At 57.9% G+C, this 25,213-nt stretch carries 23 protein-coding genes and 1 other annotated feature; of the genes, 17 read left to right on the forward strand and 6 right to left on the reverse strand.

The genetic code is table 11. The features are described 5' to 3' along the window. The first annotated feature begins 14 nt into the window (after positions 1 to 14). The 3 genes from FRH_RS04735 (at position 15) to FRH_RS04745 (ending at position 2,420) form a co-directional block, all read left to right on the forward strand. Positions 15 to 1,115, forward strand: a complete 1,101-nt coding sequence (locus FRH_RS04735) for an amino acid ABC transporter permease (protein WP_281997881.1) — start codon at positions 15 to 17, stop codon at positions 1,113 to 1,115. 38 nt (positions 1,116 to 1,153) lie between these two features. Continuing rightward, a complete protein-coding gene (locus FRH_RS04740) occupies positions 1,154 to 1,930 on the forward strand; it encodes an amino acid ABC transporter ATP-binding protein (protein ID WP_269202181.1) in 777 nt (258 codons plus the stop codon). Between the two features lie 97 nt (positions 1,931 to 2,027). After that, positions 2,028 to 2,420, forward strand: coding sequence for a Rid family detoxifying hydrolase (locus FRH_RS04745; RefSeq protein ID WP_139525999.1), 393 nt, complete (start codon positions 2,028 to 2,030; stop codon positions 2,418 to 2,420). On the opposite strand, the gene FRH_RS04750 is transcribed toward FRH_RS04745, so the two are convergent. Then, the gene (locus FRH_RS04750; RefSeq protein ID WP_281997882.1) at positions 2,417 to 3,010 is read right to left on the reverse strand and encodes a histidine phosphatase family protein; all 594 of its coding nucleotides are present in this window, start codon (positions 3,008 to 3,010) and stop codon (positions 2,417 to 2,419) included. The genes FRH_RS04745 and FRH_RS04750 overlap by 4 nt on opposite strands. A gap of 158 nt (positions 3,011 to 3,168) precedes the next feature. On the opposite strand from FRH_RS04750, the gene phnD reads away from it, so the two are divergent. From phnD to FRH_RS04785, 7 genes are all read left to right on the forward strand, one after another. After that, complete coding sequence (gene phnD / locus FRH_RS04755) at positions 3,169 to 4,158, forward strand: phosphate/phosphite/phosphonate ABC transporter substrate-binding protein (RefSeq protein ID WP_281997883.1); 990 nt, start codon at positions 3,169 to 3,171, stop codon at positions 4,156 to 4,158. Between the two features lie 57 nt (positions 4,159 to 4,215). Next, positions 4,216 to 5,022, forward strand: a complete 807-nt coding sequence (gene phnC, locus FRH_RS04760) for a phosphonate ABC transporter ATP-binding protein (protein WP_139526002.1) — start codon at positions 4,216 to 4,218, stop codon at positions 5,020 to 5,022. Next, entirely contained in the window at positions 5,009 to 5,815 is an 807-nt protein-coding gene (gene phnE / locus FRH_RS04765; protein WP_139526003.1) for a phosphonate ABC transporter, permease protein PhnE, read from the forward strand. Before phnC ends, phnE (FRH_RS04765) begins: the two co-directional genes overlap by 14 nt. Further along, entirely contained in the window at positions 5,809 to 6,618 is an 810-nt protein-coding gene (phnE, locus tag FRH_RS04770) for a phosphonate ABC transporter, permease protein PhnE (protein WP_139526004.1), read from the forward strand. The genes phnE (FRH_RS04765) and phnE (FRH_RS04770) overlap by 7 nt, the downstream gene beginning before the upstream one ends. Positions 6,619 to 6,709: 91 nt before the next feature. Next, entirely contained in the window at positions 6,710 to 7,141 is a 432-nt protein-coding gene (locus tag FRH_RS04775) for a host attachment protein (protein ID WP_139526245.1), read from the forward strand. Positions 7,142 to 7,243: 102 nt separating this feature from the next. Beyond that, positions 7,244 to 9,112, forward strand: coding sequence for a methyl-accepting chemotaxis protein (locus FRH_RS04780; protein ID WP_281997884.1), 1,869 nt, complete (start codon positions 7,244 to 7,246; stop codon positions 9,110 to 9,112). A gap of 144 nt (positions 9,113 to 9,256) precedes the next feature. Then, entirely contained in the window at positions 9,257 to 11,362 is a 2,106-nt protein-coding gene (locus FRH_RS04785) for a methyl-accepting chemotaxis protein (protein WP_239296270.1), read from the forward strand. Between the two features lie 3 nt (positions 11,363 to 11,365). Here the strand turns inward: FRH_RS04785 and FRH_RS04790 are convergent, their stop codons facing one another. Beyond that, positions 11,366 to 12,292: a LysR family transcriptional regulator gene (locus tag FRH_RS04790; protein WP_281997885.1), complete on the reverse strand. Its 927-nt coding sequence runs from the start codon at positions 12,290 to 12,292 to the stop codon at positions 11,366 to 11,368. A gap of 192 nt (positions 12,293 to 12,484) precedes the next feature. On the opposite strand from FRH_RS04790, the gene FRH_RS04795 reads away from it, so the two are divergent. Continuing rightward, a complete protein-coding gene (locus FRH_RS04795) occupies positions 12,485 to 13,261 on the forward strand; it encodes a ferredoxin--NADP reductase (protein ID WP_139526007.1) in 777 nt (258 codons plus the stop codon). Between the two features lie 171 nt (positions 13,262 to 13,432). Here the strand turns inward: FRH_RS04795 and glnK are convergent, their stop codons facing one another. The 3 genes from glnK to FRH_RS04810 form a co-directional block, all read right to left on the reverse strand. Further along, complete coding sequence (glnK, locus tag FRH_RS04800) at positions 13,433 to 13,771, reverse strand: P-II family nitrogen regulator (protein ID WP_009098335.1); 339 nt, start codon at positions 13,769 to 13,771, stop codon at positions 13,433 to 13,435. A 263-nt stretch (positions 13,772 to 14,034) separates the two neighbouring features. Next, positions 14,035 to 15,282: an ammonium transporter gene (locus tag FRH_RS04805; protein ID WP_139526009.1), complete on the reverse strand. Its 1,248-nt coding sequence runs from the start codon at positions 15,280 to 15,282 to the stop codon at positions 14,035 to 14,037. 87 nt (positions 15,283 to 15,369) lie between these two features. After that, positions 15,370 to 15,708, reverse strand: a complete 339-nt coding sequence (locus tag FRH_RS04810; protein WP_058579766.1) for a P-II family nitrogen regulator — start codon at positions 15,706 to 15,708, stop codon at positions 15,370 to 15,372. Between the two features lie 358 nt (positions 15,709 to 16,066). Between FRH_RS04810 and FRH_RS04815 the strand changes: the two genes are divergently transcribed. The 6 genes from FRH_RS04815 to FRH_RS04840 all read left to right on the forward strand — a co-directional run bounded on the left by FRH_RS04815 (position 16,067) and on the right by FRH_RS04840 (position 23,554). Next, positions 16,067 to 16,423: an accessory factor UbiK family protein gene (locus FRH_RS04815; RefSeq protein WP_219862197.1), complete on the forward strand. Its 357-nt coding sequence runs from the start codon at positions 16,067 to 16,069 to the stop codon at positions 16,421 to 16,423. 134 nt (positions 16,424 to 16,557) lie between these two features. Beyond that, positions 16,558 to 17,493, forward strand: coding sequence for an AraC family transcriptional regulator (locus FRH_RS04820; RefSeq protein ID WP_281997886.1), 936 nt, complete (start codon positions 16,558 to 16,560; stop codon positions 17,491 to 17,493). Between the two features lie 137 nt (positions 17,494 to 17,630). Then, positions 17,631 to 19,727: a TonB-dependent siderophore receptor gene (locus FRH_RS04825; protein WP_281997887.1), complete on the forward strand. Its 2,097-nt coding sequence runs from the start codon at positions 17,631 to 17,633 to the stop codon at positions 19,725 to 19,727. Between the two features lie 118 nt (positions 19,728 to 19,845). Then, complete coding sequence (locus FRH_RS04830; protein WP_281997888.1) at positions 19,846 to 20,715, forward strand: ABC transporter substrate-binding protein; 870 nt, start codon at positions 19,846 to 19,848, stop codon at positions 20,713 to 20,715. A 491-nt stretch (positions 20,716 to 21,206) separates the two neighbouring features. Next, positions 21,207 to 22,583: a hemolysin family protein gene (locus FRH_RS04835; RefSeq protein WP_281997889.1), complete on the forward strand. Its 1,377-nt coding sequence runs from the start codon at positions 21,207 to 21,209 to the stop codon at positions 22,581 to 22,583. Beyond that, positions 22,580 to 23,554 (forward strand): hemolysin family protein, encoded by a 975-nt coding sequence (locus tag FRH_RS04840; protein ID WP_281997890.1) that lies wholly within the window; start codon positions 22,580 to 22,582, stop codon positions 23,552 to 23,554. The genes FRH_RS04835 and FRH_RS04840 overlap by 4 nt, the downstream gene beginning before the upstream one ends. Before the next feature lie 36 nt (positions 23,555 to 23,590). On the opposite strand, the gene FRH_RS04845 is transcribed toward FRH_RS04840, so the two are convergent. Continuing rightward, a protein-coding gene (locus FRH_RS04845; RefSeq protein ID WP_281997891.1) for an IS3 family transposase occupies positions 23,591 to 24,816 on the reverse strand; the annotation gives its coding sequence in 2 pieces (ribosomal slippage) (positions 23,591 to 24,531 and positions 24,531 to 24,816; 1,227 coding nt in all). After that, positions 24,422 to 24,538: a sequence feature (AL1L pseudoknot), on the reverse strand. It overlaps the preceding gene by 117 nt. Positions 24,817 to 25,213: the final 397 nt, after the last annotated feature.

A 25,213-nucleotide genomic window follows, 5' to 3' on the forward strand; every position in this document is an offset into this window, starting at 1 on the left:
GCGAGGAGCCACACATGATTCATAATCAAACGATGATCGAACAGCGGCCAGCGCCCAGCAACTCCGTTGGCGCGATTGCTTGGCTGCGAACGAACCTATTCAACGGGCCGATCAATACGATCTTCACGTTAATCGGCCTCTATATCCTCTATCTGCTCGTCGTGCCTACCGTGCAGTGGGCGTTCATCAACGCCGATTGGGTAGGCACCACACGCGACGACTGCTCACGGGAAGGCGCTTGCTGGGTCTTCATCAACGCACGTTTGACGCAGTTTATTTATGGCCTATATCCCAGTTCAGAGATCTGGCGCGCCAATATCGTGTTCGCCATGTTCTTTACGCTGATTGGCTGGCTGGCGATTCCCAAGCTGCCTTTCAAGCGCTGGGTGGCCATCTTTGCGCTGGTGGCATTCCCCATCATCTCGTTCGTACTGCTTTACGGCGGCTACTTCGACCTTCCCCAGGTGCCTACGCACCGCTGGGGCGGCCTGATGCTAACGCTGCTGCTGGCCACGGTAGGCATGGTAGGCGCGCTACCGATCGGTATCGTACTGGCGTTGGGACGTCGCTCGGACATGCCGATCGTCAAAAGCTTTTGCGTGGTATTTATCGAGTTCTGGCGCGGCGTACCGCTGATCACCGTGCTGTTCATGGCCTCGGTGATGTTGCCGCTGTTCCTTCCTTCGGATATGAGCGTCGACCGCCTGGTGCGCGCTTTGATCGGCTTGACGCTGTTCCAAAGCGCCTACATGGCGGAGGTCATTCGCGGGGGCTTACAGGCCATCCCTAAAGGCCAGGAAGAGGCGGCAGCGGCCCTCGGCATGACCTACTGGAAACGCATGGGGCTGATCATCCTTCCCCAGGCGTTGAAGATGATGATTCCAGGCATCGTGAATACGTTCATTTCGCTGTTCAAAGATACCACCCTGGTCATGATCATCGGCCTCTTCGACCTCTTGGGGATCGTGCAAGCGGCTCTAGCCGACTCACGCTGGCTCGGCTTCTCGTTGGAAGGTTACGTGTTTGCCGCCTTCATGTTCTGGATCTTCTGTTTCAGCATGTCGCGCTACAGCCAGTACCTAGAACGCAAGCTGCATACCGGCCACAAGCGCTAACGCCGCTTTTATCAACGATTTTTTAGCAGGATAGTGACATGACTCAAGCAGCGACCAACACCCCTGGCACCAGCCCCTCTGACCTAATGGTCGAAATGCGCGGCGTGAACAAGTGGTACGGCGATTTCCACGTGCTGCGGGATATCTATCTGGAAGTGAAACGCGGCGAGCGGATCGTTATTTGCGGGCCTTCTGGCTCGGGCAAATCCACCATGATCCGCTGCATCAATCACCTAGAAGAGCACCAAAAAGGCGAGATCGTGGTCGGCGGCGTGCCGCTGACCCAAGACGTCAAACGCATCGAGCAGATTCGCCGCAGCGTCGGCATGGTATTCCAGCATTTCAACCTGTTCCCTCACCTCACGGTGCTGGAAAACTGCTGTATCGCGCCAATGTGGGTACAGAAGAAGCCCCGCAAAGAGGCCGAAGCCATGGCCATGCAGTATCTGGAGCGGGTGCGTATTGCCGAGCAGGCCAAGAAGTATCCCGGCCAGCTCTCCGGCGGCCAGCAGCAGCGGGTAGCGATTGCCCGCTCGCTGTGCATGCATCCGGACGTGATGCTGTTCGATGAGCCCACCTCGGCCCTCGACCCGGAGATGATCAAGGAAGTACTGGACGTGATGATCGAACTGGCCGAAGAGGGCATGACCATGCTCTGCGTGACCCATGAAATGGGCTTCGCCAAGACCGTGGCCGACCGCGTGATCTTCATGGACCAAGGACAAATCATCGAAGAGAACGCGCCGGAGCCGTTCTTCAACAACCCGCAATCCGAGCGTACCCAGCTCTTCTTGAGCCAGATTCTGGGACATTAATTCAGCTTACAGCGCCCCACAGTGCTGAACTTGGGCCTCCTATGAGGCCCATTTTTATGGGTTTTCTACGCCACAACACCACAACGAGCGAGTCATCATGGAAAAGCTATTCATCGATCGTGCACCGCAACCCATTGCGCCCTTTTCCCATGCCTGTCGCGTGGGCGACCTAGTCTTCATCACCGGACAGATGCCCACGGTGCCGGAAACCAATGAGATGCTGCTAGGCACCTTTACCGAACAAACGCACCGGGTGATGCAGAACCTGGCCATCGTACTGGAAGAGGTGGGCAGCCGCTTTGAGTACGTGGTGCAGTCGCGGGTGTTCATCACCAATATGGGTCACTTCGATGAAGTGAACCGGGTCTACGCCAGCTATTTCGATAAGCCGCTGCCCACCCGCACCTGCATTGGCGTGACTGGGCTTGCGGGCGGCGCGGATGTGGAGGTGGATATGATCGCCTGGATTCCCCCCAAAGAGGGCGCTTAACCACCTACGAGGGTAATGCTGGCGGGTAGCAGCGCAGGCTGCTCCCGATGCTGTGTCAGCGGTTTGCCCGCCAGCGCCGTGAGCAGAATTTGTAGCGGATCGCCGTGGCTGACGACCAGCACCGTTTCGTTAGTAAAGCGCTGCTCCAACGCTTCCAGCACGGCACACATCCGTGCTGCTACTCGGCTGACCGGCTCCACCTGCCACTGGGCATGCTCGGCGCTCTTGGCATCGAAGGCCCACACGTCTGGGTAGTGGTTATCCGCCTGCCCCTCCAATTCGCCAAAGTGGCGCTCCCTCAAGCCCGCCTCTTGCTGCATTCCCACCCCAAACGCGGCGGCCACTCGGGCGGCGGTGTGTGTCGTACGTAAAAAGTCCGAATGCACGATCTGTGTCGGCACCGGCCAGGACCACTGCGCCAGCGCTTCCTCGAGTTGCTGTTCACCCTGCTCTGATAACCCGTAGTTCGCCAGGCCCTGCTCCGGAGAGCTGATGATTTTCCCCTGAGCGTTGGCCTGGCTATGGCCATGGCGCATCAGCAGATAGCGGTTCCGCCAATGGTAGGAGGGGGTCAGGAAAGTGTTTGACATATCTTTGTAACAAACCCTAGATTGAAGATGCTCGTTTTCGAAAAATAAACATCTGCGCTTTTAAATGTCCATTTGCGAAACAGACGCTGATCGAAGCACATACTTGCGACGCAGCAGTGGGCATACGCGACAACAATAATGCACGTAAGAGGCTGACTATGAAAACGCTACATCTGCGCAAGCGTCCGCTTGCCATGCTCACGGCTATCTCGCTACTTCCCCTTGCGTTACTCTCCAGCCCTGCCTACGCCGAATGCGAGCGGGGCGACTTGGACACCCTTTACTGCGACGAAAATGGCGACATGGTCGCCGACCGCCCGGCCGATGAGTCGGAATGGGCCAACCCCGACACGCTGATTTTTGCTTATACCCCAGTGGAAGACCCCGCCATTTATTCCGATATCTGGCAGCCCTTTATCGACCACTTATCGGACGTCACCGGGCGCGATGTGCGCTTCTTTGCGGTGCAGTCAAATGCCGCCCAGGTAGAGGCCATGCGCAGCGGTCGACTGCATATCGCGGGTTTCTCTACTGGCCCAACGCCGTTTGCGGTCAACCTAGCCGGTGCCGTGCCCTTTGCGCTGATGGGCTCTGACGATGGCCAGTTCGGTTATACTTTGCAGCTGTTTACCCATGTCGACTCGGACATCGAGACGCTGGAAGACTTGAAAGGTAAACGCGTGGCGCATACCTCGCCCACTTCGAACTCGGGCAACTTAGCGCCGAGAGCGCTCCTGCCCGAGCTGGGCATCACGCCGGAAGAGGATTACGAGGTGGTTTACTCCGGTAGCCACGATCAATCCATGCTGGGCGTGGTAGCCAGAGATTACGATGCTGCTCCGGTCGCCTCTGAAGTCGTCGAGCGCATGGCCGCGCGTGGCCTTTACGATACCGACGATGTTCGACTGATCTACGAATCCGATCGCTTCCCCACTACCTCGTATAACTACGCTTATAACCTACATCCTGACCTAGTAGAGAAAATCGAAGAAGCGTTTTTTACTTTCGATTTCGTGGGCACCGAGCTAGGTGACGAATTCGAAGGCGTCGAGAAGTTCATCCCCATCACCTACAAAGACAACTGGCAGGTGATTCGCACCATTCAGGCCGCCAATGGCGTGACCTACACGCCTGACAACCTGGAGTAACGCGTGCTGCGCCGCTTGTCGCGGCGCGGTTCTTCGTCTTTCGATGGATGCGGACACATGCTGGAAATCACGAATTTGGTCAAACGATATGGCCACAGCGAGGCCGTGCTGAAAGGCCTCGATTTGAAGGTGGAGGGCAACAGCGTGGTGTCTATCGTAGGTGCCTCCGGCGCCGGTAAAAGTACCATGTTGCGCTGTATCAATCGCTTGGTAGAGCCCACCTCTGGCTCAATCAAACTCAATGGCACCGAACTTGTGAACCTGAAAGGGGCCGAACTGCGCCGGGCACGCCGTAAAATTGGCATGGTGTTTCAAGGATTCAACTTACTTGATCGGTTAACCGTGATGGAGAACGTGCTGGCAGGGCGGCTAGGCTACGTCAGCTTTTACCAAGCCATTTCACGCCGCTACCCACCCGCCGATATCGAGCGTGCGTTTGTGCTCATGGAACGCGTAGGCATTGCCCACTACGCTAACAAGCGCGCAGACGAGCTGTCTGGTGGCGAGCGCCAGCGGGTGGGCGTTGTACGTGCTTTGATGCAAGAGCCGGACGTATTGCTGGCAGATGAACCCACCGCCTCGCTGGACCCGCGCACCTCCGAGCAAATCATGATGCTGCTACAGAGCCTGGCGAACGAGCTGTCGCTGCCGGTATTGATCAACATCCATAACGTCGCCCAAGCCAAAACCTATACCGAGCGCATCGTGGGCCTGCGTCACGGCAAGATGATTTTTGACGGCCAGCCCGGGGATTTCAATAAAGACGCGTTGGACGCCATTTATGGCGGCATCGAAGCACCGGACGATGCCATCACCGAGACGCCGGGCACCGCCGTGGAGGGGGCACGCCATGACGCCGTCTAACCCGCCCACGCCTAGAGCCTGGAAAAAGCCACCGTTTATCGCCAACCCACTGCTGCGCTACGGATTACTCGTGATGACAGTAGGGTATCTGGTGTGGGCGTTTGGCTCGCTGCCCTTTAACTGGGAACGTATTTCGGAAGGCCTCCCCCGCGCGGCGCGCATTTTTAGCGGCGGTTTTCCGCCGAACCTAGAGCGCTATGAGCTACTGCTCACCGGGTTTAAAGAGAGCTTTCAAATTGCCATTCTCGCCACGCTATTAGGGGTGTTGCTCTCGATTCCATTTGCGGTGATGGCTGCCCGTAATATCGCGCCGCTGCCTGTTTACCTGTTAGGGCGCAGCATCATCATTATTTCGCGTAGCTTTCACCCCGTGATTGTCGCCATCCTGTTCGTTGCCGCCGTGGGATTTGGCCCGCTGGCGGGAATACTCACGCTGACACTCTACTCCATTGGCTTTGTCGGTAAGCTGCTCGCTGAAGAGATAGAGGAGATCGACTGGGGCCAAGTAGAGGCCATGCGCTCGACCGGGGCTGGCTATCTCGTTACGCTGTTTTATGCGGTGTTCCCACAAATTCTGCCACGCCAAGTCGGTCTGTCCATGTACCAGCTCGATAGTAATCTGCGTGCTTCTGCCGTCGTGGGCATCGTCGGTGCAGGCGGCATTGGTGGCACCTTGATGAATGCCTTTGGGCGCTACGATTACGACTTTGCGTTTGCCATCTTACTGGTCATTATCGCGGTGATTCTGCTCAGCGAAGGGATCAGCGGCTGGGTGAGGAAAAAAATATGGTAGATCGCGAACAGCTACTCGCTGACCGTATTTGGCAGCGTTACGACCGCAAAGAGCGGCTGATCCGTTACGCCGCCCTGCTCGCCACGCTGATGCTGGTGTTTTGGGCCGTGCGCGATATCGATATTTTTTGGCCCTGGGTGTGGGATGCTCCCAACCAAATATCGAACCTCGGGGCGCGCATGTGGCCGCCAAGCGCGGTCGGACTCAGCGGTATTCTCAATGCGCTCATGGAAACCGTGCATATCGCCACGCTGGCGACGTTCCTGACGATTTTTCTAGCCTTACCTGTTGCCTACATGGCGGCCCAAAACACCACACCTAACCGCGCTTGCCTGTGGTTAGGCCGTTTCATTTTGGTCTCTAGCCGCTCGGTGAATACGATCATCTGGGCCCTGCTGTTCGTGGCCATTTTTGGGCCCGGCGTGCTGGCGGGCATTCTGGCCATCGTCTTTCGTTCCATTGGTTTTATCGGCAAACTCATGGGCGAAGCCATCGAAGAGATCGACCGCCGCCCCGTGGAAGCCATGGAGGCGACGGGAGCATCGAAAGCGAAAGTCGTGGCCTACGCCATCGTGCCCCAGGTGATGCCTGCCTTTTTTGCCATCGTGGTGCTGCGCTGGGATATCAACATTCGTGAATCCACGGTATTGGGCTTGGTAGGCGCAGGGGGCATTGGGGTCATTCTGCAAGGCGCGATCGATACCTTTGCCTGGCCAACCGTGGCGACCATTCTCATCGCCATTATCGTGCTGGTACTGCTCGGCGAAGCGGTGACCAGCCTGCTGCGCAGTAAGGTACTTTAACGGGCCTTGGGGCAAATGGGCAGGCGTTTGACCAAACCCTAAACGCTTGCCATGGTTAAAGGGTAATCAACGACATGGAGGACGTATGACAATGACCACCTATATCGTGGTAGCCGATGCCGCACGCGCACGTATCTTCACCCGTGATGCGCTCCATCTCGCCGAGCAGGAGAGCTTGGTACACGCCGCAGGCAGACTGCATGAAGGCGACTTGATCACGGACCGTCGCGGTGCCGACGTCCACGAGTCGACGTCGACGTCATCACGCTCCTCTGGCGAAGAGGGCGCAGCCTCTCAACATGAAAACGAGCTATTTGCCAAAGAAGTCGCCCAGCGACTCTATGCTGCCCGGGTAGACAACCGCATGGAGAAGCTGATCATGGTCGCGCCTCCCAAGTTCTTGGGTCTGCTCAAAGAAAAACTCGATAATCCCACGCAAAAGCTGGTCACGCATACGCTATCGAAAGATTTTAGCAAGGCCTCGTTGGCCGACATCCAACAGGCGGTCAGCGATTTGCGTTAGTCAACGCAGTTAGCACTTACTTACTATTTTCCTGCTTTTTGCTAAAGACAGCGTCGCTCTCGCCGATACCCATCATGAATCCTGATGATCCCGAGAGCGACCATGTTTTCCTCCCTACGTACACGCATCCTTCTGGCGGCCCTCATGGCTATCGTGTTGGCTTTGACGGCCAATGGCATTGCCAGCTACACCACCGTTAAGCATCATAATAGTGAACAGGTAAACCGCAATCTCAGCGCTGTTGTGAATGGAAACACACAGGCCATTAACGAATGGTTCAACGCTCGCTTTACGATGCTGGCCAGCATGGAGCATGCCGTTGGTAGCGAGGCACCGCTACAAGCGCTGCGGCAGCTAGCCGACTCTGGCGACTTTATGACCGCCTACATCGCGTACCCGTCTACCTCAGAGGGGATTTTCTCAGACGGCTGGCAACCTCCCAGCGATTATGACCCGCGCCAGCGCCCTTGGTACCAAGGTGCCGTGAGCGCACAGGACACCATCATTACTGCCCCTTATGTCGATGCGCAAACAGGCGGTTTGATCGTGACCTTCGCTCGGCCTTTCTATCAGAATGGTGACCTCACCGCCGTGGTAGGCGCCGACATCACGATTGCCGACGTCATCGATATCGTCGCTAGTATCGCGCCGACCCCATCCAGTTTCGGCTTTCTAACGACGAGCGACGGCACTCTGGTCGCCCACCCCGACGCGTCACTGACGCTGGAGCCTGCAAGCGCGCTTAGCGATGCGCTCACCCCTTCCGACCTGACACGCATCGTGCAAGCGGACACCCCGCAACCGCTCACCCTACAAGGCAACGACAAACTCCTGATGGGCAGCAGTGTAGGTGGCAACAGCGGTTGGCAGTTGGTCGTGGCGCTGGATGACGCAGAAGCTACGGCAGGTCTACGCGCCATTGCGACAACGTCCATCGTGACGCTGCTGATCGTTGCGGCCATCACGGCCGTCGTGTTTGGCATGCTGCTGTCACTGCTGCTGCGTCGTCTACTAGGCGTCCGAAATGCGATGGATAACATCGCCTCGGGTGAAGGGGATCTGACTCAGCGCTTGCCGGAAGAAGGCACCGACGAAGTCGCCCAAATCGCCAGTGCTTTCAATCGCTTCGTGGGCAAGATGGAAGCGGTCTTGATCGACGTGCGTACCAGCAGCGAATCGGTGCACCACGCCGCCAACGAGATTGCCATGGGTGGACAAGATCTTTCCCGCCGCACCGATAACGCCGCTTCGAGCCTGCAGCAGACCTCGGCGTCAGTCGAAGAGATCACCAGCACCGTGGCGCATACGGCGGCCTCGGCCCAGGAAGCCAACAAGCTTTCCCACGCGGCCACCGAAGTCGCCAAAGAGGGTGGGCAGGTCGTGTCGAACGTAGTCGCCACCATGGAAGACATCTCCAACGCCTCCCATAAGATTGGCGAGATCGTCACGCTGATGAACAGCATCGCCTTCCAGACCAACCTGCTGGCCCTCAACGCCTCGGTCGAAGCCGCCCGCGCAGGCGAACACGGTCGCGGTTTTGCCGTCGTGGCGGATGAAGTGCGCAAATTGGCGGGCCGTAGTAGCGATGCAGCCAGCGATATCCAGCAATTGATCGAGGACTCCCAAGCCAAGGTGAATAACGGCACCTCCTTGGTGCGTAATGCTGGCAGCACCATGCAGGATATCGTCGCACATATCACCCGCGTCACCGACGTACTGGAAGAGATCAACGCGGCCACCAGCGAGCAGAGCGACGGCATCAAACAGGTCAATATTGCGGTCGCCGAACTGGACCGGATGACCCAAGAGAACGCCGCCATGGTCGAAGAGTCGACCACCGCCGCCGAGCAGTTGAAAGAGCAAGCGGATCACCTGACCGGCACGATTAGCAGTTTCAAACTTTCTAAAGCGGCATCACCCACGCTACAAGCGCCGCAGGATCGCTTACCGCGCACTACAGAGAGTTTCTAACCGTCAGTCACTCCACGGCCGCTTCCGCCCTCACGTCTGCGGAGGCGGCCATGTCACGCGTTAGCCATGCATCTTTGTTCTACTGATTCGAAGATGGCACCCGATAGGCTCTTTCGCCGTTTGCTGAAACAGGACCGCGCTTCTATGCACTTTCGCTCCCTTCGCTCTCTCGTTTTGGCGTTGGCAGGCCCTTGCCTGCTCGCCGTTGTTGCCGCGCTGGTGGTTTATAACCTCATCGCGGCCGCCCGCACCCAACAAACCGTCGAAGAGCACACCCAAACGCTCATGCAAAGCGCACTGGACGCGCGACTCGATGCCATTGCCCAAGCAGAAGGGGAGCGGATTCAACGCGAGCTGGACAAGGCCATGACGTTGGCCAGCCAGCTCGCCACCACCAACGCCCTCATGGGCGTGGAAGATGCCGAAGGCCAGCGCGCGCTCTACCTGAGCCGCCGTCAGCTCTCCAATTTGGTGCGGCAAACGGTGGCTGACAACCCGGCGCTATTGGATGCCTTCATCGGCTGGGAGCCCAACGCCTTTGGTGACGATGCCCGCTTTGCTGGCGACGAGCGCTACGGCCACGATGGCAGCGGCCGCTTCATGCCCTGGTGGTACCGCACCGGGGATGGCTCGCTCGACGTCTTGCCACTGGGTGACACCATGGAGAGCGACACCCGCCTAGCCAGCGGCGTGCGAGAGGGAGAGTACTACCTTTGCCCGCGCGAAACGCTCGCCCCCTGTGTGATCGACCCAGCCGCCTACGATTACGACGGCGAGACACAGCTGGTCACCTCGTTTAACGCACCGATTTTGGTGAATGGCGAATTTCGCGGCGTGGCTGGGGTCGACCTCTCGCTGAACTTCATCCAAACGCTGCTGAGCGACGCTAACGCCGCGCTGTATGACGGCGCAGGCCGGATGGCGCTGGTTGCCGGGCGCGGCGGCTTGGTGGCGGACACCCACGGTGAAGAGGCCCTGGGCCTGCCTGCCAGCAACGCACTGAGCGACACGGCGCTTGACGGCATTGCCGAAGCCACGACACAAGGCAGCCTCTACAGCAGCATGGCCAACGGCATGTTTCAGCGCTACCAGCCGCTGACCATTGGCGATACCGAACAGCCATGGGTGCTGGTACTACAGTTGCCCGAGTCCGTCGTGCTCGCCGAACTCAACGCGCTACAGAACGTTTTGAGCGACCAGCGCCAGCAAAACACCCTGGGCATGACGCTGGTGGGGCTGCTAGTGGCAGCCATCGGCATCGCCGCACTGTGGTGGATTGGTGGCCGCATTGCCCGACCGCTCAAGCGCTTAGCGAACAGAATGGAAGAGATCGCCTCTGGAAATGGCGATCTCACTCAGCGCCTGCCCGTGCATGGCCGCGATGAAAGCGCCGCCGTGGCCGAGCAGTTCAACGCCTTTGCCGAAAAAATTCAGGCCATCCTTCTGGACGTGCGGCGCAGTAGTGAGGCCGTGAACCACGCGGCCAGCGAGATCACCCAGGGCGGCCATGACCTCTCACGGCGCACCGAGCAAGCCGCTGCTAGCCTGCAAGAAACGTCGGCAGCGATGGAAGAGATCAGCAGTACCGTCAGCCACACCACCCACGCTTCCCAAGGGGCCAGCGGGCTGTCCAACACCGCCTCGCAGCTAGCTTCCCGTACCGACAAAGCGTTTGTTGAGGTAGTCTCGACCATGGATGACATCCGTGCGACCTCGGCAGAGATTCAAAGCATCGTCAGCGTGATCGACGGGATTGCCTTTCAAACCAACCTGCTGGCCCTCAACGCCTCCGTGGAAGCAGCGCGGGCTGGCGAGCACGGGCGCGGCTTTGCCGTAGTGGCCGATGAAGTGCGCAAGTTGGCCTCGCGCAGCAGCGACGCCGCCAAGGACATCCGCCAGCGTATCGACGCGTCTGCCGACAAGGTCGAAAGCGGCACGCAACTGGTGCGCGATGCCGAGGCCGCCATGCACGAGTTGGCCGATAGCGTGACGCGCGTCACCCACATGCTCGGCGATATCAGCACCGCCGCCGGTGAGCAAAACGACGGCATCAATCAAGTCAGCATCGCGGTGAGCGATCTGGACCAAATGACCCAGCAAAACGCCGCTCTAGTGCAAGAGTCCACCACCGCAGCGGAGCAGCTCAAAGACCAGGCGGACAGGCTGGCCGCGCTGGTGGGAGGCTTTACGCTGGAAGCATCACAGCAACCGGCCCAGACGCTGCCAAGCCCTGACGAGGCCAAGGTTTAGCCGCTAGGGAATCGGCGGCAGCGGGATATCGTCGCTGCGCTTGGCCCCGGCGGTCATTTCGCGACAGAGACGTAAAAACTCGCGCACGCCGGTGGTCAGGTACTTGTGACGATGCCAGATGAACGTGAACTGGCGTTTTAAATCCAGCTCCGGCGTGGGCAGCGGCACCAGGCTACCGCGCCGGAAGGCATCGCGCAGCGCCAGCCGCGAAACGCAGCCAATGCCCAGCCCCGACTCCACCGCGCGCTTGATGCCCTCGGTATGTTCCAGTTCCAGCAGGGTATTGAACCGGCTGCGGCGGTGGCGGGCGGCATGTTCCAGCGTCATGCGTGTCCCCGAGCCCTCCTCACGCATGATCCAGTCTTCGCGCAGCAGTTGATCCAGCTCCAAGTGCTCGCGTCCCGCCAGCGGGTGACGCGGCGAACAGAACACGCACAGCTCATCCTCGACCCAGGGCTGGCTGATGATCATGTCGTCATCGCACTGCCCCTCGATCAGCCCTAAATCTAACGAGTGCTGGCGCACGCCTTCGATGATATGCCGCGTGTTGCGCACCGCCAGCTGAACTCGACTGCCGGGATAGCGCTGCATGAAATCACTGATCAGCAGCGTGGCGAGATAGTTGCCGATGGTGAGTGTGGCCCCCACGTCCAAAGCTCCCACGCCCTGTTGGCCCCGCAGCAACTCTTCGACCTCCTCGGCGCGGTCCAGCAGCGCCACCGCCTTGGGCAGTAGCTGAAAGCCGAGCGCGTTGAGTTTCAGCCGTTTCCCAATGCGGTCGAGCAGCTGGCAGTCGAACTGGCGCTCCAGCTCGGCCAGCGCCGTACTGGTGGCCGATTGCGACATGGCCAGCGCACGCGCCGCGTGGGAAACGCTCTCGTGCTGGGCAACGGCCACGAAGACCTCTAGCTGCCGCAGGGTGTAATGCATGACCAAAACCTCTCTGTCGAGTGAGCGGCGAAGGGCTATATCGATTTTAAAGATAAGCGTTATCAAGATAATTTGCTTAACAGATATACCACCCTTTATTTAGAATTAGCAGCAACCTATAGAGATAATTTTTATTCTTTTTTGGAATATGGCGAGCAAGGCTTAGGCTGCGCCGCCTCTGGAGGAGTGAGCATGAGCAAGTTTGCCCTGGAAGAAGTGCTAAGCGTTCACCACTGGAACGATACCCTGTTCAGCTTCCGCACCACTCGCGAGCGCAGCCTGCGCTTCAAGAACGGCCAGTTCGTCATGATCGGCTTGGAAGTGGACGGCAAACCGCTGATGCGCGCGTACTCCATCGCCAGCCCCAACTACGAAGATCACCTGGAGTTCTTCAGCATCAAGGTGCCGGATGGCCCGCTCACCTCGCGCCTGCAGCACCTGCAGGTAGGCGACCAGATCATGGTCAGCCGCAAGCCGACCGGCACGCTGGTGTGCGACGACCTGCTGCCAGGCCGTAACCTCTACATGCTCTCGACCGGCACCGGCTTGGCGCCGTTCATGAGCCTGATTCAGGACCCGGAAGTCTACGAGCGCTTCGAGAAAGTCGTGCTGGTACACGGCGTGCGCGAAGTCTCCGAGCTGGCCTACGCCGACTTCATCACCAAAGAGCTGCCCGCCCACGAATACCTGGGCGAAGAGATCGCCGAGAAGCTGGTGTACTACCCCACGGTGACTCGCGAAGAGTTTCACACCATGGGTCGCCTGACCGACCATATTCGCACCGGCAAGCTGTTCGAAGACACCGGCCTACCCCCCATCGACCCGCGCCAAGACCGCGCGATGATTTGCGGCAGCCCGGCGATGCTGGACGACACCAGCGCCCTGCTCGACGAGCTGGGCCTGAACATCTCCCCGCGTATGGGCGAGCCGGGCGACTACGTCATCGAACGCGCCTTCGTTGAGAAGTGAGCCCCGTTCGAAGGGTGAAGGGTGAAGGGTGAAGGGTGAAGGGTGAAGGGTGAATAGGAAATCGTAGCCCGTGTCATCGTCGCCTTATGCACAAAGCCCCTGTGGATATTATCCACAGGGGCTTTGTCGATTCAGCGCGACTCACTGTTCACGCCTTACCATTCACCGTGGTTAGACAGCGTCTTTACCGGTTTCGCCGGTCCGGATACGGATGACCTGCTCGAGCGGCATCACGAAGATTTTACCGTCACCGATTTTGCCGGTATTGGCGACCTGGGTAATCGCGTCGATCACCTGCTCGGCCATATCGTCGTCGACGGCGACTTCCAGCTTCACCTTGGGCAGGAAATCCACCACGTACTCTGCGCCACGGTAGAGCTCCGTGTGGCCCTTCTGGCGGCCAAAGCCTTTCACTTCCGTGACCGTAATGCCTTGCACGCCGATATCCGAGAGCGATTCGCGTACGTCATCAAGCTTGAAGGGCTTGATAATGGCTGAGATCAATTTCATTGCGACATCCTCTAGCTTGGTGGCCCGCTGTCATGCAGACAGCGTTATTAACCGATTGTCATAACCATCGAGGTTAGCGGGGCGCTCACGTAGCCAAGCCCGTTACCCAGTCGATTAAGCATACACCGCCAAGGGCGGAGAATAAAAAATCCGAACGTCACTAGCTCATAACCTTCGACGTACCGCATATCCATCAACGACAAAAAGGCCTCCCACTCGGGGAGGCCACAAGGAGCACGCCAGCTCACATGATTAGCGCAAGCTTATTTCTTGACGCTAAACTCGGGGTAGGCTTCCAGACCGCATTCAGCGATATCGACGCCTTCATACTCTTCTTCTTCGCTCACGCGAATGCCCATGACCGCTTTCAGCACCAGCCATACCACAAGGCTTGCGATGAAGACCCAGCCAAAGATGCCCACGATACCGATTAACTGCGCACCGAAAGAGGCATCGCCATTGGTGAGCGGCACAGCCAGCACGCCCCAGATACCGACCACACCGTGCACGGAGATCGCACCCACCGGATCGTCCAGCTTCAGCTTGTCCAGCGTGACGATCGCAGCGACGACGATCAGGCCACCTACTGCGCCGATGATGGCGGCGCCCAGCGCCGAGGGAGAGAGCGGATCCGCAGTGATGGCGACCAGGCCAGCCAGCGCACCGTTCAGCGCCATGGTGAGATCCGCTTTACGGAACCATAGCTTGGCCAGCACCAGAGCGGCAATCACACCGCCTGCTGCCGCAGCGTTCGTGTTGACGAATACTTGCGCAACGTTGTTGGCAGAGCCGATATCGGACATTTTCAGCTCGGAACCACCGTTGAAGCCGAACCAGCCCATCCATAGGATGAAAGTACCCAACGTGGCCAGCGGCATGTTGGCACCGGGAATTGCATGGATAGAGCCGTCTTTACCGTACTTGCCTTTACGCGGGCCCAGGACGAGTACACCTGCCAGCGCGGCGGCCGCACCCGCCATGTGGACGATGCCAGAACCGGCATAGTCAGAGTAACCCACTTCGGACAGCCAGCCGCCGCCCCAGGTCCAGTAGCCCGACACCGGGTAGATGAACGCCGTCATCACCACGGCGAAAGCCAGGAAGGCCCACAGCTTCATACGCTCAGCAACCGCACCCGAGACAATCGACATGGCGGTGGCAACGAACACCACCTGGAAGAAGAAGTCAGAACGCATGGAGTAGTAAGGCGCATCGTCGCCACCGGCCAGCACCGCATCGACGCTGTTCTCGGTACCGATCAAGAAGCCCAAGTTCGGCAAGAAGCCGCCTGCGCTGCTGGAGTACATGATGTAATAACCCACCAGCAGGTACATGGTGCAAGCAATCGCAAACAGCGCGATGTTTTTGGTCAGAATTTCGGCGGTATTCTTGGAGCGAACCAAGCCCGCTTCCAGCATCGCGAAGCCAGCGGCCATCCACATGACCAGCACGCCGCAGATCAAGAAGTAGAACGTATCGAGCGCATAGCTCAAATCAGCTAACTCATTCATGAGGTGTTCCCCGTTGGTACTTAAGAAGAGGTACTTGGAAGATGTACGTGGCAGCGCGGCGACATCATCAGCCGCCCAGCATTACCCTTACACGGCATCTGCACCGCGCTCACCGGTACGAATACGGATCACATCTTCCAACGGCGTGACGAACACTTTGCCGTCGCCGATCTTGCCGCTATTCGCTGCGTTACAGATGGCGTCCAGCACGCTTTCCAGGCGTGCATCGTCCACGGCGACTTCCACTTTCACCTTTGGCAGAAAATCGACCACGTATTCCGCGCCGCGGTAGAGTTCGGTATGACCTTTCTGGCGGCCAAAGCCTTTCACTTCGGTTACCGTAATCCCTTGAACGCCGTTGTCGGCGAGTGCTTCACGAACGTCGTCAAGCTTGAATGGCTTGATGATAGCGGTGATGAGTTTCATCCCGGATCTCCCCTGCTGGATCAGTCCCACTCGGTGAAAAGCGGCATGGCCGCCCGAATTTAGTGCTTGCCCTACTAATGCGCATACCGTGCCACCCGCTTTTTTATTATTAACTTTCAATTACTTAAAATAATTATATAAGCAATTCACGGTAGCTTAGACGTGCTACCCAATGAGGCTCACCCTGGCTTTGCACCATTAATGAACATTAATAAAAGCTAGCCGCTCCATTTCGATGCATTGATTCTTCCCGCTCACCACGCTTAATTCACACGCGGCGCATGCGAATCGGCGTCGGGTTGCGTATCCTTACTGACAAGCAGTTCATATTCATGCATGCCCTTTCAAGGAGAGAGCCATGGCGCCCCAAGATCGCATTAGCCGCTTAGCCCAGCAGATCGGCGACCGTCTGCAGAATGCGTCGCAAGCCCCGGAAGATATTCAAAAAGGTGTCCAGCAGGTGGTACGCGGCGCCTTTGACCGCCTGGAGCTGGTATCGCGGGAAGATTTCGATATTTTGATGGATGTGCTGCAGCGCACGCGCTCGCGGGTTGAAGCCTTAGAGCGCCAAGTGGCCAGCCTGGAAGCGGCCGTAGAAGCCTCTAGCAACACCGCGTCCACGCCCGTAGAAGCCGAAGTGCCGCCCGCCCCTGTGCACCCCTCCGGGACGACGAAACCAACGTCCGATAAACCGTCCACTGGCGATACTGAGTAAGCCGCCGTTGTGCTCAGAATGGGGCAGGCTGAGCTGCCCCAAATTAGCGAACAAGAATCACTATCATTGACTCCCGTCGCGATAGTGCTATCGTGCGTTGATTGGCTGCCTCATTCACGATAGCGACGGCTCAGATGCCCCCGCAGGAACGCCTCATCACGCCCGAAATCACCCACCGCTCGCTGGTCCAGCTTGGCCAACGATTTGGCATTCACTACCGCGTGGACGGCACCCCTTTACAACACCAGCCGGTCGCGCTGGGCCATGTGCACGATGTTGGCTTACCCCAAGGGCTGCACCTAACGCTGTCTAATCTGCAAGTAGAGCGCGGCTATACCTCCACGTCTTACCAAAGCGTCCCCTGGTTCTTTAGCATTATTTTGGAAGGCACGATTCAACTACAAATAGGCCAGCAGCACCTGCAGCTAGGTGCCGGGGAGGGAGTGTGCGCTCACTTTGATGCCCACCACCCGCTAACGGTGCACCAACCGGCTCAGCCGCGCCTGAGTACCGTGAATATTGCGGTGCGTACGACCGCACCGTTAGGGCTTCCCGCTCCCGGCAGCCAACCGGCCTTGCACCGTTGGCGGCTGCCGAGTGCCTTACACCAGCACCTTTGCACCATAAGTGAGCAACCACCCACCACCTGGCGCCAGCCCCTCGTGTGGCAAGGTCTCGCGATACAACTGATTGGCCTGGGACTACCGGAAACGACGCCCGCACTCCCCAAGCATCACGGCCTCTCCACCCGAGACAGACGCCGCCTAGCAGCGCTGCACGCGCGCATCACTCAGCATCCCGCCGAGCCCTATAGCCTCGCGGCTCTAGCCAAAGAGGCCGCCATGAGCGCCAGCAGCCTGCGGCAGAAATTTCGTGCCTACTACGGCTGCACACTGTTCGACTACATTCGCCAAGCGCGCCTGGAGCAGGCGCACGCATCGTTGCGCCAAGGCCACAGCGTTCAACACACGGCCCACCGCTGCGGTTACCGCCATGCCAGCAATTTTTCGAGCGCCTTTAAGAGCCACTTCGGTGTTTCCCCTCACGAGCTTCAACGGGACAAGCCATAAGTCATCGTTCCCTTGATGCGATCACTTATGACAGCGCGCATAGCAGGCTTGGCATAACGCATACCTTTACGATGCCATAAAAAGTAATAATTCTCATTGCTCAATAAAACTGATTCCACTTCCTCTCAGGATCACTTATGGCCTCCCTCCATCGTCCGTTCTTATTGGCTCCACTCACTAGCGCGCTGCTGATGGTGCTGATGTCACCCGTGGCGGCACAAACCAGCACGCCCTTGGCCACGGTTACCGTGACGGCTCAACAAGCAGCCACCAAAGTCGCCACGCCTTTTATTGAAACGCCGCAGAGCGTCTCAACCATCACCGATACGCAGATGACACAGCGCGGTGTCACCACGGTGCAACGCGCTACCGACTACACGCCCGGCGTGTACAGCAATCAAATAGGGGCTTCCAACCGTTTTGATTACCTGGTGCTGCGCGGCTTCTCCGATGGCAGCTTGAGCAACACCTTTTTAGATGGTTTGAAGGTGATGGGGGACGCCAACTCCCATAGCAGCATGCGCATCGACCCCTGGTTTCTAGACAGCATCGAGGTGGTGCGCGGCCCGGCGTCCGTGCTGTATGGCCGTGCCTCACCGGGCGGCGTGGTGGCTCTTAACAGTAAACGCCCCGAGTTCGAGCCGGGCGGCGAGCTGCGCTTCAGAGTCGGCAACAATAACCAGCGCAGTGCCGCGTTCGATCTCACGGGCCCGCTGGGGGCAGAGCAGCGCGTCGCGTTTCGGCTCACCGGCATTGCCAGCGCCGCCGATACCCAGTTTGGCCCAGCCGAGGAGGAGCGCTACGCCATTGCGCCACGGCTGACCTGGGACATGACCGACGCTACCAGCCTCACCGTAGAAGCCTACCTGCAAGATGAACCAGAAGGCGGCTACCACTCCGGCGTACCCTATGAAGGCGCGGTGATCGCTCGCAATGGCCGCCAAATAAGCAATAACTTCTTCGATGGCGAAGCCGACTACGACGCCTATCAGCGCACCCAGCGCATGCTTGGCTATACCCTCGAACATCGCTTTAACGACCGCGTGTCCGCCCGCCAACTGCTGCGCTATCTCAATTCAGACGTGACGCTGAATCAGGTGTACGGCTTTGGCTGGGCATCGCCGACCTCCAACGAACTGGCCCGCTACTACTCCGGCAGCGAGGAGTCGCTTCAGGCCCTGACGGTGGATAATCAGTTAGAAGCGCGACTGACCAACGGCTTCATGGAGCACACCCTGCTGCTCGGCGCGGATTACCAGCAACGCGAGAACGAGGTTGCTTGGCCTTCCGGCGCGTTCCCCTCGCTGGATGCCTTCAACCCAGTCTACGGTAGCGAGCCGCTGGTGTTCTACGCGCCCGTTCAGGAGAACCACGAGCTGGAGCAAACCGGGGTCTATCTGCAGGATCAGATCGCCATTGACCAGTGGCGCGTGACGCTGGGCGGGCGTTTTGACTGGGTCAATATCGACAACACCAACCGCGACAGCGGCGCTACCAGCGCGCTCAGCGACACCCAGTTTAGCGGCCGCGCCGGGGTGGTGTACCTGTTCGATAACGGCATCGCACCTTATGCCAGCTACTCGACGGCCTTTACCCCCACCAGCTTTGTGGATGCCAACGGCGACCTGCTTTCTCCCATGGAAGGCGCGCAGTGGGAAACCGGCGTGAAATACCAGCCCAACGAACAGCAGCAGTACAGCGCAGCGCTGTTCCACATCAGCCAGGAGAACGTGGCGACCAAAGAGCAGCCCACCGACCCCTACCGCGCTGTAGGCGAGATCGAGTCGCAAGGTATCGAACTGGAAGCCCAAACACAGCTCACCGAGGCGCTCTCGCTTCAGGCGGGCTACAGCTTTACCGACATTACTTACGCCAAAAGCGACGACGGCAACCAGGGCAATCACGCTATTTACTCACCCCGCCACCAAGTGCAGCTGTGGGGTCACTATGCCGTGCAGGAAGGCTGGCTGAGTGGTGTGGATGTTGGCATAGGCGTGCGCCACTACGCAGACATTGCCGCCGACCGCGCCAACACCGCCACGGTGCCGGATTACACATTGGTTGACGCCACGCTGGGCTACGACTGGCGTCAAGTAGGCTTGAACGGCGTCGAAACCCGCCTGAATGTGCACAATGCGTTGGACAAAGCGTACGTGGCATCGTGTAACTCACTGGAGTACTGCTACTTCGGTGCCGAACGCGGTATCACTGCCAGCGTTCACTACCGCTTCTGAGCAGCGCCCGCCAAGCCCACACCCAGTCACACGCTCCCTGCGCGTGCCTGGGTGTTTCTATTTGCAATTGATAAATAGACTCGTTTAAATAAGGCGCTTATTGCTAGGTACTAATGCCATGCGCCGTTTTCCCCGACTGCTTATCCTGGCTCGCCACGGCCTTCTCGCGGCAAGCCTGCTGCTGTCTACCGCCAGCCACGCCCAGTGGGCCACCATCGACTGGACCATTGCTGAAACGCTGCTAGCCATTGATGCCCCCGTGAGCGGCATTGCGCAGCAACCGGCCTACCACGACTGGGTGGGCGAGCCGCGCATTCCCGAGGGCGTGATGGATATTGGCCTGCGCACCCAGCCCAACTTCGAGCTGCTGGCCCAATCGCCCCCCGAGCAAACGCTGCTCTCGCCCATGTTTACCGGGCTCATTCCCCGGCTGGAGAAAATCGCCCCAGTGGGCACCTTCGCCCTCTACTCACCGGGTGCGGATACGTGGCAAGAGATGCAGAGCCTCACTCGCCAACTGGGCGAGCTGACCGACCGCAACGCCGAGGCCGATGCGCTGATCGAGAACACCCAGCAGCTGATGGCCGACCTGCGTCGCCAGCGCAGCGACTCGCCCCCACTGCTGATGGTGCAGTTCATGGATGCCCGCCATGTGCGCGTGTTTGGCGAGAACAGCCTCTACAACGCCGTGCTAGAACAGCTCGAATTGCCCAACGCCTGGGATCAGCCCACCAACGCCTGGGGATTCTCACTGGCCGGTATCGAAGCGCTGGCACGCTACCCCGATGCCACGCTGGTGGTCGTCGACCCACTCCCCGCAGGCGTGGAAGAGCAGTTGGAGGGGAGCGGCCTCTGGCAACACCTGCCGAGTGTTCAAAACGGCAACCTGCTGCGCCTGCCCCCGGTGTGGAGCTTTGGCGCGCTGCCTTCGGCACAACGCTTTGCCCGTGAACTCACCAGCGCGCTGAATGCTGACGTTGCTGGATAGTTCTTACTTCACCTTCTCCACTTCGGTAGCGCTCAATGCTTGAAAAAAGCATTCTTAGCCATCGGTTTGCCAAAAACTATCGTAACGGAGAGCCGCAAGCATTGCGCAACGGCGCAGCGTCTCGTTCAAGGCAGTCTGTGATGTCTCTGGCACCAAATGCACCAACCTCGAACTCACCTCAGCGGACTCCCCAAAAGTGCGGTTGTTTACATTAGACCACTACACACATGTAGGAACTTAGTCATGTATCAATCGAGCAAAACAAATGTATGTTAGATGAATTATCAATAGAAACATGACATTTGGGCGCTCAAGTTTGCAAACTCTGCACATCGTTAAAAACGGCTCTACGGTCGAGAATATCTAACGCTAGACGGTGTAGGCTAAATAACACTATAGTTTTGAAGTCTTCTCCATATGGAACCCTTTGTGGACATATCCTCGGTACTACCCTGCTCTATCCCCTCTTCGGTGTTTGGTTGGATACTGACATGATCGAACCAATCCTCACGCTTCTTTTCGGCATGGTCATTATCCTGGCGATTATCGCAGCCAATGGTTATTTCGTAGCCCAAGAGTTCGCCTACATGGCCGTTGATCGCACTAGGCTTGCCGCGTTAGCAGCGAGAGGCGATACGTCAGCGGGTCGAGCCCTCGATGTGACAAAACGCACAAGCTTCATGCTCTCGGGTGCGCAGCTCGGCATTACCGTCACCGGCCTGCTTGTCGGTTATGTCGCAGAGCCGCTCGTGGGCGCATCACTGGGTGAATTGCTGGGTGGCACAGGCGTGTCCTTGGATACGGGTATCGCCGTTGGCACCGGCTTAACGCTCATCGCCGCCACGTTGATTCAGATGATCTTAGGGGAGCTTTATCCTAAAAACTTAGCTATCGCGAATCCGGAACCCCTCTCGCTGGGTCTGGCTCGCTCTACACTGCTGTATATGTCCGTTTTTGGTTGGCTCATTAGCTTTTTCGACAAGTCGGCTAACCTTTTTTTGAAGCTATTACGCATTGAGCCCGTCCATGACTTGGACGTTAGCGCATCCGCCAGCGACCTTCCGCACATTATTGCGGATTCAAGGGAGAGTGGAGATTTGCCACGAGAGCTATCGCTCATGATGGACCGGATTCTCGATTTCCCACAGCGCAATGTCGAGCATGCCATGGTACCCAGATCACAGGTCGACTGGGTGAGTCCTAATACGTCGCTCGACGAACTCATCGCCCTCATGGCACGTGCACATACTCGCTACCCTGTGATTGATGACGATGATGCCCCGGTTGGTGTCGTTCACCTTGCTGACGTGCTTGAGCGTATCGAGGCAGGGCAACGAGGACTTTCGGTTTCTTCAGTGATGAGAACGGCTGCAGTACTCCCTACGCTGATGCGTTTACCCGATGCACTCGATCAGTTAGTCCAAACAACTAATCAGTTGGCTTGTGTCATTGATGAGTACGGGGGTTTTACGGGGGTTCTGACCATCGAAGACCTCGCCATGGAGATCGTGGGTGAAATTACCGATGAACATGATGAGCTCACTAATGAAGCGATTATCCCTGAAAACAATAACACTTGGATGATGGAAGGCGAGGTTCACTTGGATGAGGTAAGGCGTGTCATTGATCATGACTTGCCACATCCTGATGTGGAGACGATGGCAGGCTTGCTCATCGCAGAGCTGGGAGCATTACCTAAGGAAGGGGAAACAGTGACGATTGACCTGCCTATCGATCCTGCTGAACTCGTGGTAGAGGAACCCATGCGTCAGCGCCTCATCATTGATGTGCTACGAATTGAACGCCATGTTCCCGCGTTGCTACGTGTCCAATTAGTAGAGCTACCCCTGGCAGGTGAAAACGCATGAACGATCCAATGTTTGTCTTAATCGCCACGGTCGCTCTCATTGCTTTGAGTGCTTTATTTGTCATTATCGAGTTCGCCCTACTTGGCGCTCGCCGTCATCGCCTTGAAGAGTTGGCTCCCAACAGCTCCTCTGCGCGTGCCGCGCTACGCGGTATGAATGATTTAACGCTGATGTTAGCCGGGGCGCAGCTAGGGATTACTCTGTGCACGTTTGCGCTCGGGGCAGTTACCAAGCCTGCTGTCGATGTTTGGCTAGGCCCAATTTTTACCGCCTGGGGGCTGCCCGATTGGGCTGCGGGTGGTGCAGCTTTTGGCCTTGCCCTGTTCGTCGTGACGTTCTTGCATTTAGTCGTTGGGGAAATGGCGCCGAAATCTTGGGCCATTGCCCACCCCGAGAAGTCTGCCTTGGCCATTGGCGTCATCTCACGCATCTATATTTGGCCGCTGCGTGGGCTCCTAGGCTGGGTGAATCGTCTCGCCAATCGCTTAGTTAAAGCGTCGGGTGTTGAGCCTGTCGAAAGTGCCGCCGTGGGGGGACAAGACATTGAAACGATCCGACAATTGGTGGAGCACTCTGCGCAAGTAGGGACCCTTCAACCAGAGATGCAGCAACAGCTCTCTGGGTTGATGGACTTGGGCACGCTGCCAGTCGCCTCATTGATCACCGAAGGAGATTTGCCAGTACACGTTACCCGTGCGGCCTCAGTCGCTGAGGTGCGTGCTGCAGCGATGAAATCTGGTCATTTTCGTATTCTCGTGATGGGTGAAGAGAATAGTCCACCAACGGTCGTACACGTACGCGATACGCTGCTGGAACCCTCTGATCGAGCTGCCCATGAAATCGCCCGGCAAGCATTTGTACTGGAGGGTGAAACGCCTGTTTATGAAGCACTGGCTCGCATGCGCAAATCAAGCGTACAGCTAGCAGTCGTTATGACTACCGAAAGATTGCAGGGCGTGGTCACACTGTGAACCGTACCGGCTTTCTCGGAGACCCGTTAGTTTGAGTCAAGCAGCCTTATTTGCCTGACTCTGTTGCTCATAATACATGGCTTCTCGCTCTGCTGGTGGGATGTGGCCAATCGGCTCCAGTAACCGCCGGTGATTGAACCAGTCGACCCATACCAACGTTGCAAACTCAACCGCTTCTAGTTGCCGCCATGGTCCGCGTCGGCGAATCACTTCGGTCTTGAAAAGCCCTATCACGGTTTCAGCCATTGCGTTGTCGTACGAATCGCCCACGCTTCCGACAGAGGGCTCAATGCCGGCATCTGCTAAACGTTCCGTGTAGCGAATTGAGACGTATTGAACGCCTCGGTCGCTGTGGTGAATAAGATCACCTTTAGGTCGCTGAGGGCGCTCATGAAGCGCCTGTTCAAGCGCATCCAACACCATATCGGTTCGAGGTGTACTGGAAACTCGCCAGCCGATGATTCGGCGAGCAAACGCATCAATGACGAAGGCGACATAAACAAAGCCCTTCCATGTGGCAACGTAGGTAAAATCTGATACCCACAGTGCGTTCGGCTGAGCTGGCTGAAACTGCCGCTTGACCAAATCCGCCGGACAGGCCTTGTTAGGGTCAGATACAGTCGTACGCACCGGCTTACCACGTATCACACCGCGCAGCCCCATTTGGCGCATCAGGCGAGCGACGGTGCAGCGAGCCACCGGAGTGCCTTCTCGGTGTAGTTGACGCCAGACTTTGCGGATGCCGTAGACACCGAAGTTCTCTTCCCAGACACGCTGAATTTCGGCCCTCAGCCAGCGCTCACGTTTATTGCGGGGAGGCGCTCGGTTGGGCTCGCGTGCGCGGGCACGATGCTCATAGTACGTCGACGGGGCGATCGGCAGGACACGGCAGATCGGCTCGACCCCGTATAACGCTCGGTAATCTTCGATAAAGTTGATCATCACTTCCCGCGGCGGTCGAGCTCCGCCTGGGCAAAATATGCAGAGGCCTTTCGTAGGATCTCGTTGGCTTGCTTCAACTCTCGGTTTTCACGCTCTAGCGCTTTGATCTGTTCACGCTCGGAGGTCGTAGCGCTTTCCCGACGCCCTGTGTCACGCTCGGCCTGTCGGACCCAACTGCGCAGTGTTTCAGGCGTACAGCCGATTTTTGGGGCGATGGCACCGAGGGCTGCCCACTGGGAGGAATAATCGGCCTCGTGGTCGAAGACCATACGTACCGCCCGCTGGCGAACTTCAGGGGAATATCGATTTGATTTGCTCATGGCTCCATCCTCTCAAGGTTTGGAGCCTCCGGGAATCCCGGTACGGTTCACTGGCCGATATTCTGAAGCGTGTCCTACCTCTCTCGAAACCTCGCACTGAAGACCTGGCGTAGTGCATGGAAACGCTAAGAACACGACAAGACATGATGATACATACGAGTGGCAATCGACTTCTAACGGTCGGTTGCCCAGGCCTCGAGAGGCATAGCGCTTCCAACTAGCTTACCTTTCGCCTGCTGGGTCAGAGTTAAGGCAACTTGTTATCCTCCCAGAACGTTGTCAGCTCCACCCGAGGTTAGCCAATTCTCAGTCGCCTCTGGGATTAGAGTAAGAGGTCACTCTACTGCACTTTACAATCAAGTGCTTGATACAGCCCTCTCCAACACTTGGTAGCACT

This window comes from Halomonas sp. A020 (genome assembly GCF_027943625.1).
Classification (GTDB): Bacteria; Pseudomonadota; Gammaproteobacteria; order Pseudomonadales; family Halomonadaceae; genus Vreelandella; species Vreelandella piezotolerans.

Excerpts from the sequence above, each read along its gene's own strand:
- FRH_RS04735 (WP_281997881.1), top strand. The coding sequence starts at position 15 with ATGATTCATAATCAAACGATGATCGAACAGCGGCCAGCGCCCAGCAAC.
- FRH_RS04740 (WP_269202181.1), top strand. The coding sequence starts at position 1,154 with ATGACTCAAGCAGCGACCAACACCCCTGGCACCAGCCCCTCTGACCTA.
- FRH_RS04745 (WP_139525999.1), top strand. The coding sequence starts at position 2,028 with ATGGAAAAGCTATTCATCGATCGTGCACCGCAACCCATTGCGCCCTTT.
- FRH_RS04750 (WP_281997882.1), bottom strand. The coding sequence starts at position 3,010 with ATGTCAAACACTTTCCTGACCCCCTCCTACCATTGGCGGAACCGCTAT.
- phnD (WP_281997883.1), top strand. The coding sequence starts at position 3,169 with ATGAAAACGCTACATCTGCGCAAGCGTCCGCTTGCCATGCTCACGGCT.
- phnC (WP_139526002.1), top strand. The coding sequence starts at position 4,216 with ATGCTGGAAATCACGAATTTGGTCAAACGATATGGCCACAGCGAGGCC.
- phnE (WP_139526003.1), top strand. The coding sequence starts at position 5,009 with ATGACGCCGTCTAACCCGCCCACGCCTAGAGCCTGGAAAAAGCCACCG.
- phnE (WP_139526004.1), top strand. The coding sequence starts at position 5,809 with ATGGTAGATCGCGAACAGCTACTCGCTGACCGTATTTGGCAGCGTTAC.
- FRH_RS04775 (WP_139526245.1), top strand. The coding sequence starts at position 6,710 with ATGACCACCTATATCGTGGTAGCCGATGCCGCACGCGCACGTATCTTC.
- FRH_RS04780 (WP_281997884.1), top strand. The coding sequence starts at position 7,244 with ATGTTTTCCTCCCTACGTACACGCATCCTTCTGGCGGCCCTCATGGCT.
- FRH_RS04785 (WP_239296270.1), top strand. The coding sequence starts at position 9,257 with ATGCACTTTCGCTCCCTTCGCTCTCTCGTTTTGGCGTTGGCAGGCCCT.
- FRH_RS04790 (WP_281997885.1), bottom strand. The coding sequence starts at position 12,292 with ATGCATTACACCCTGCGGCAGCTAGAGGTCTTCGTGGCCGTTGCCCAG.
- FRH_RS04795 (WP_139526007.1), top strand. The coding sequence starts at position 12,485 with ATGAGCAAGTTTGCCCTGGAAGAAGTGCTAAGCGTTCACCACTGGAAC.
- glnK (WP_009098335.1), bottom strand. The coding sequence starts at position 13,771 with ATGAAATTGATCTCAGCCATTATCAAGCCCTTCAAGCTTGATGACGTA.
- FRH_RS04805 (WP_139526009.1), bottom strand. The coding sequence starts at position 15,282 with ATGAATGAGTTAGCTGATTTGAGCTATGCGCTCGATACGTTCTACTTC.
- FRH_RS04810 (WP_058579766.1), bottom strand. The coding sequence starts at position 15,708 with ATGAAACTCATCACCGCTATCATCAAGCCATTCAAGCTTGACGACGTT.
- FRH_RS04815 (WP_219862197.1), top strand. The coding sequence starts at position 16,067 with ATGGCGCCCCAAGATCGCATTAGCCGCTTAGCCCAGCAGATCGGCGAC.
- FRH_RS04820 (WP_281997886.1), top strand. The coding sequence starts at position 16,558 with ATGCCCCCGCAGGAACGCCTCATCACGCCCGAAATCACCCACCGCTCG.
- FRH_RS04825 (WP_281997887.1), top strand. The coding sequence starts at position 17,631 with ATGGCCTCCCTCCATCGTCCGTTCTTATTGGCTCCACTCACTAGCGCG.
- FRH_RS04830 (WP_281997888.1), top strand. The coding sequence starts at position 19,846 with ATGCGCCGTTTTCCCCGACTGCTTATCCTGGCTCGCCACGGCCTTCTC.
- FRH_RS04835 (WP_281997889.1), top strand. The coding sequence starts at position 21,207 with ATGATCGAACCAATCCTCACGCTTCTTTTCGGCATGGTCATTATCCTG.
- FRH_RS04840 (WP_281997890.1), top strand. The coding sequence starts at position 22,580 with ATGAACGATCCAATGTTTGTCTTAATCGCCACGGTCGCTCTCATTGCT.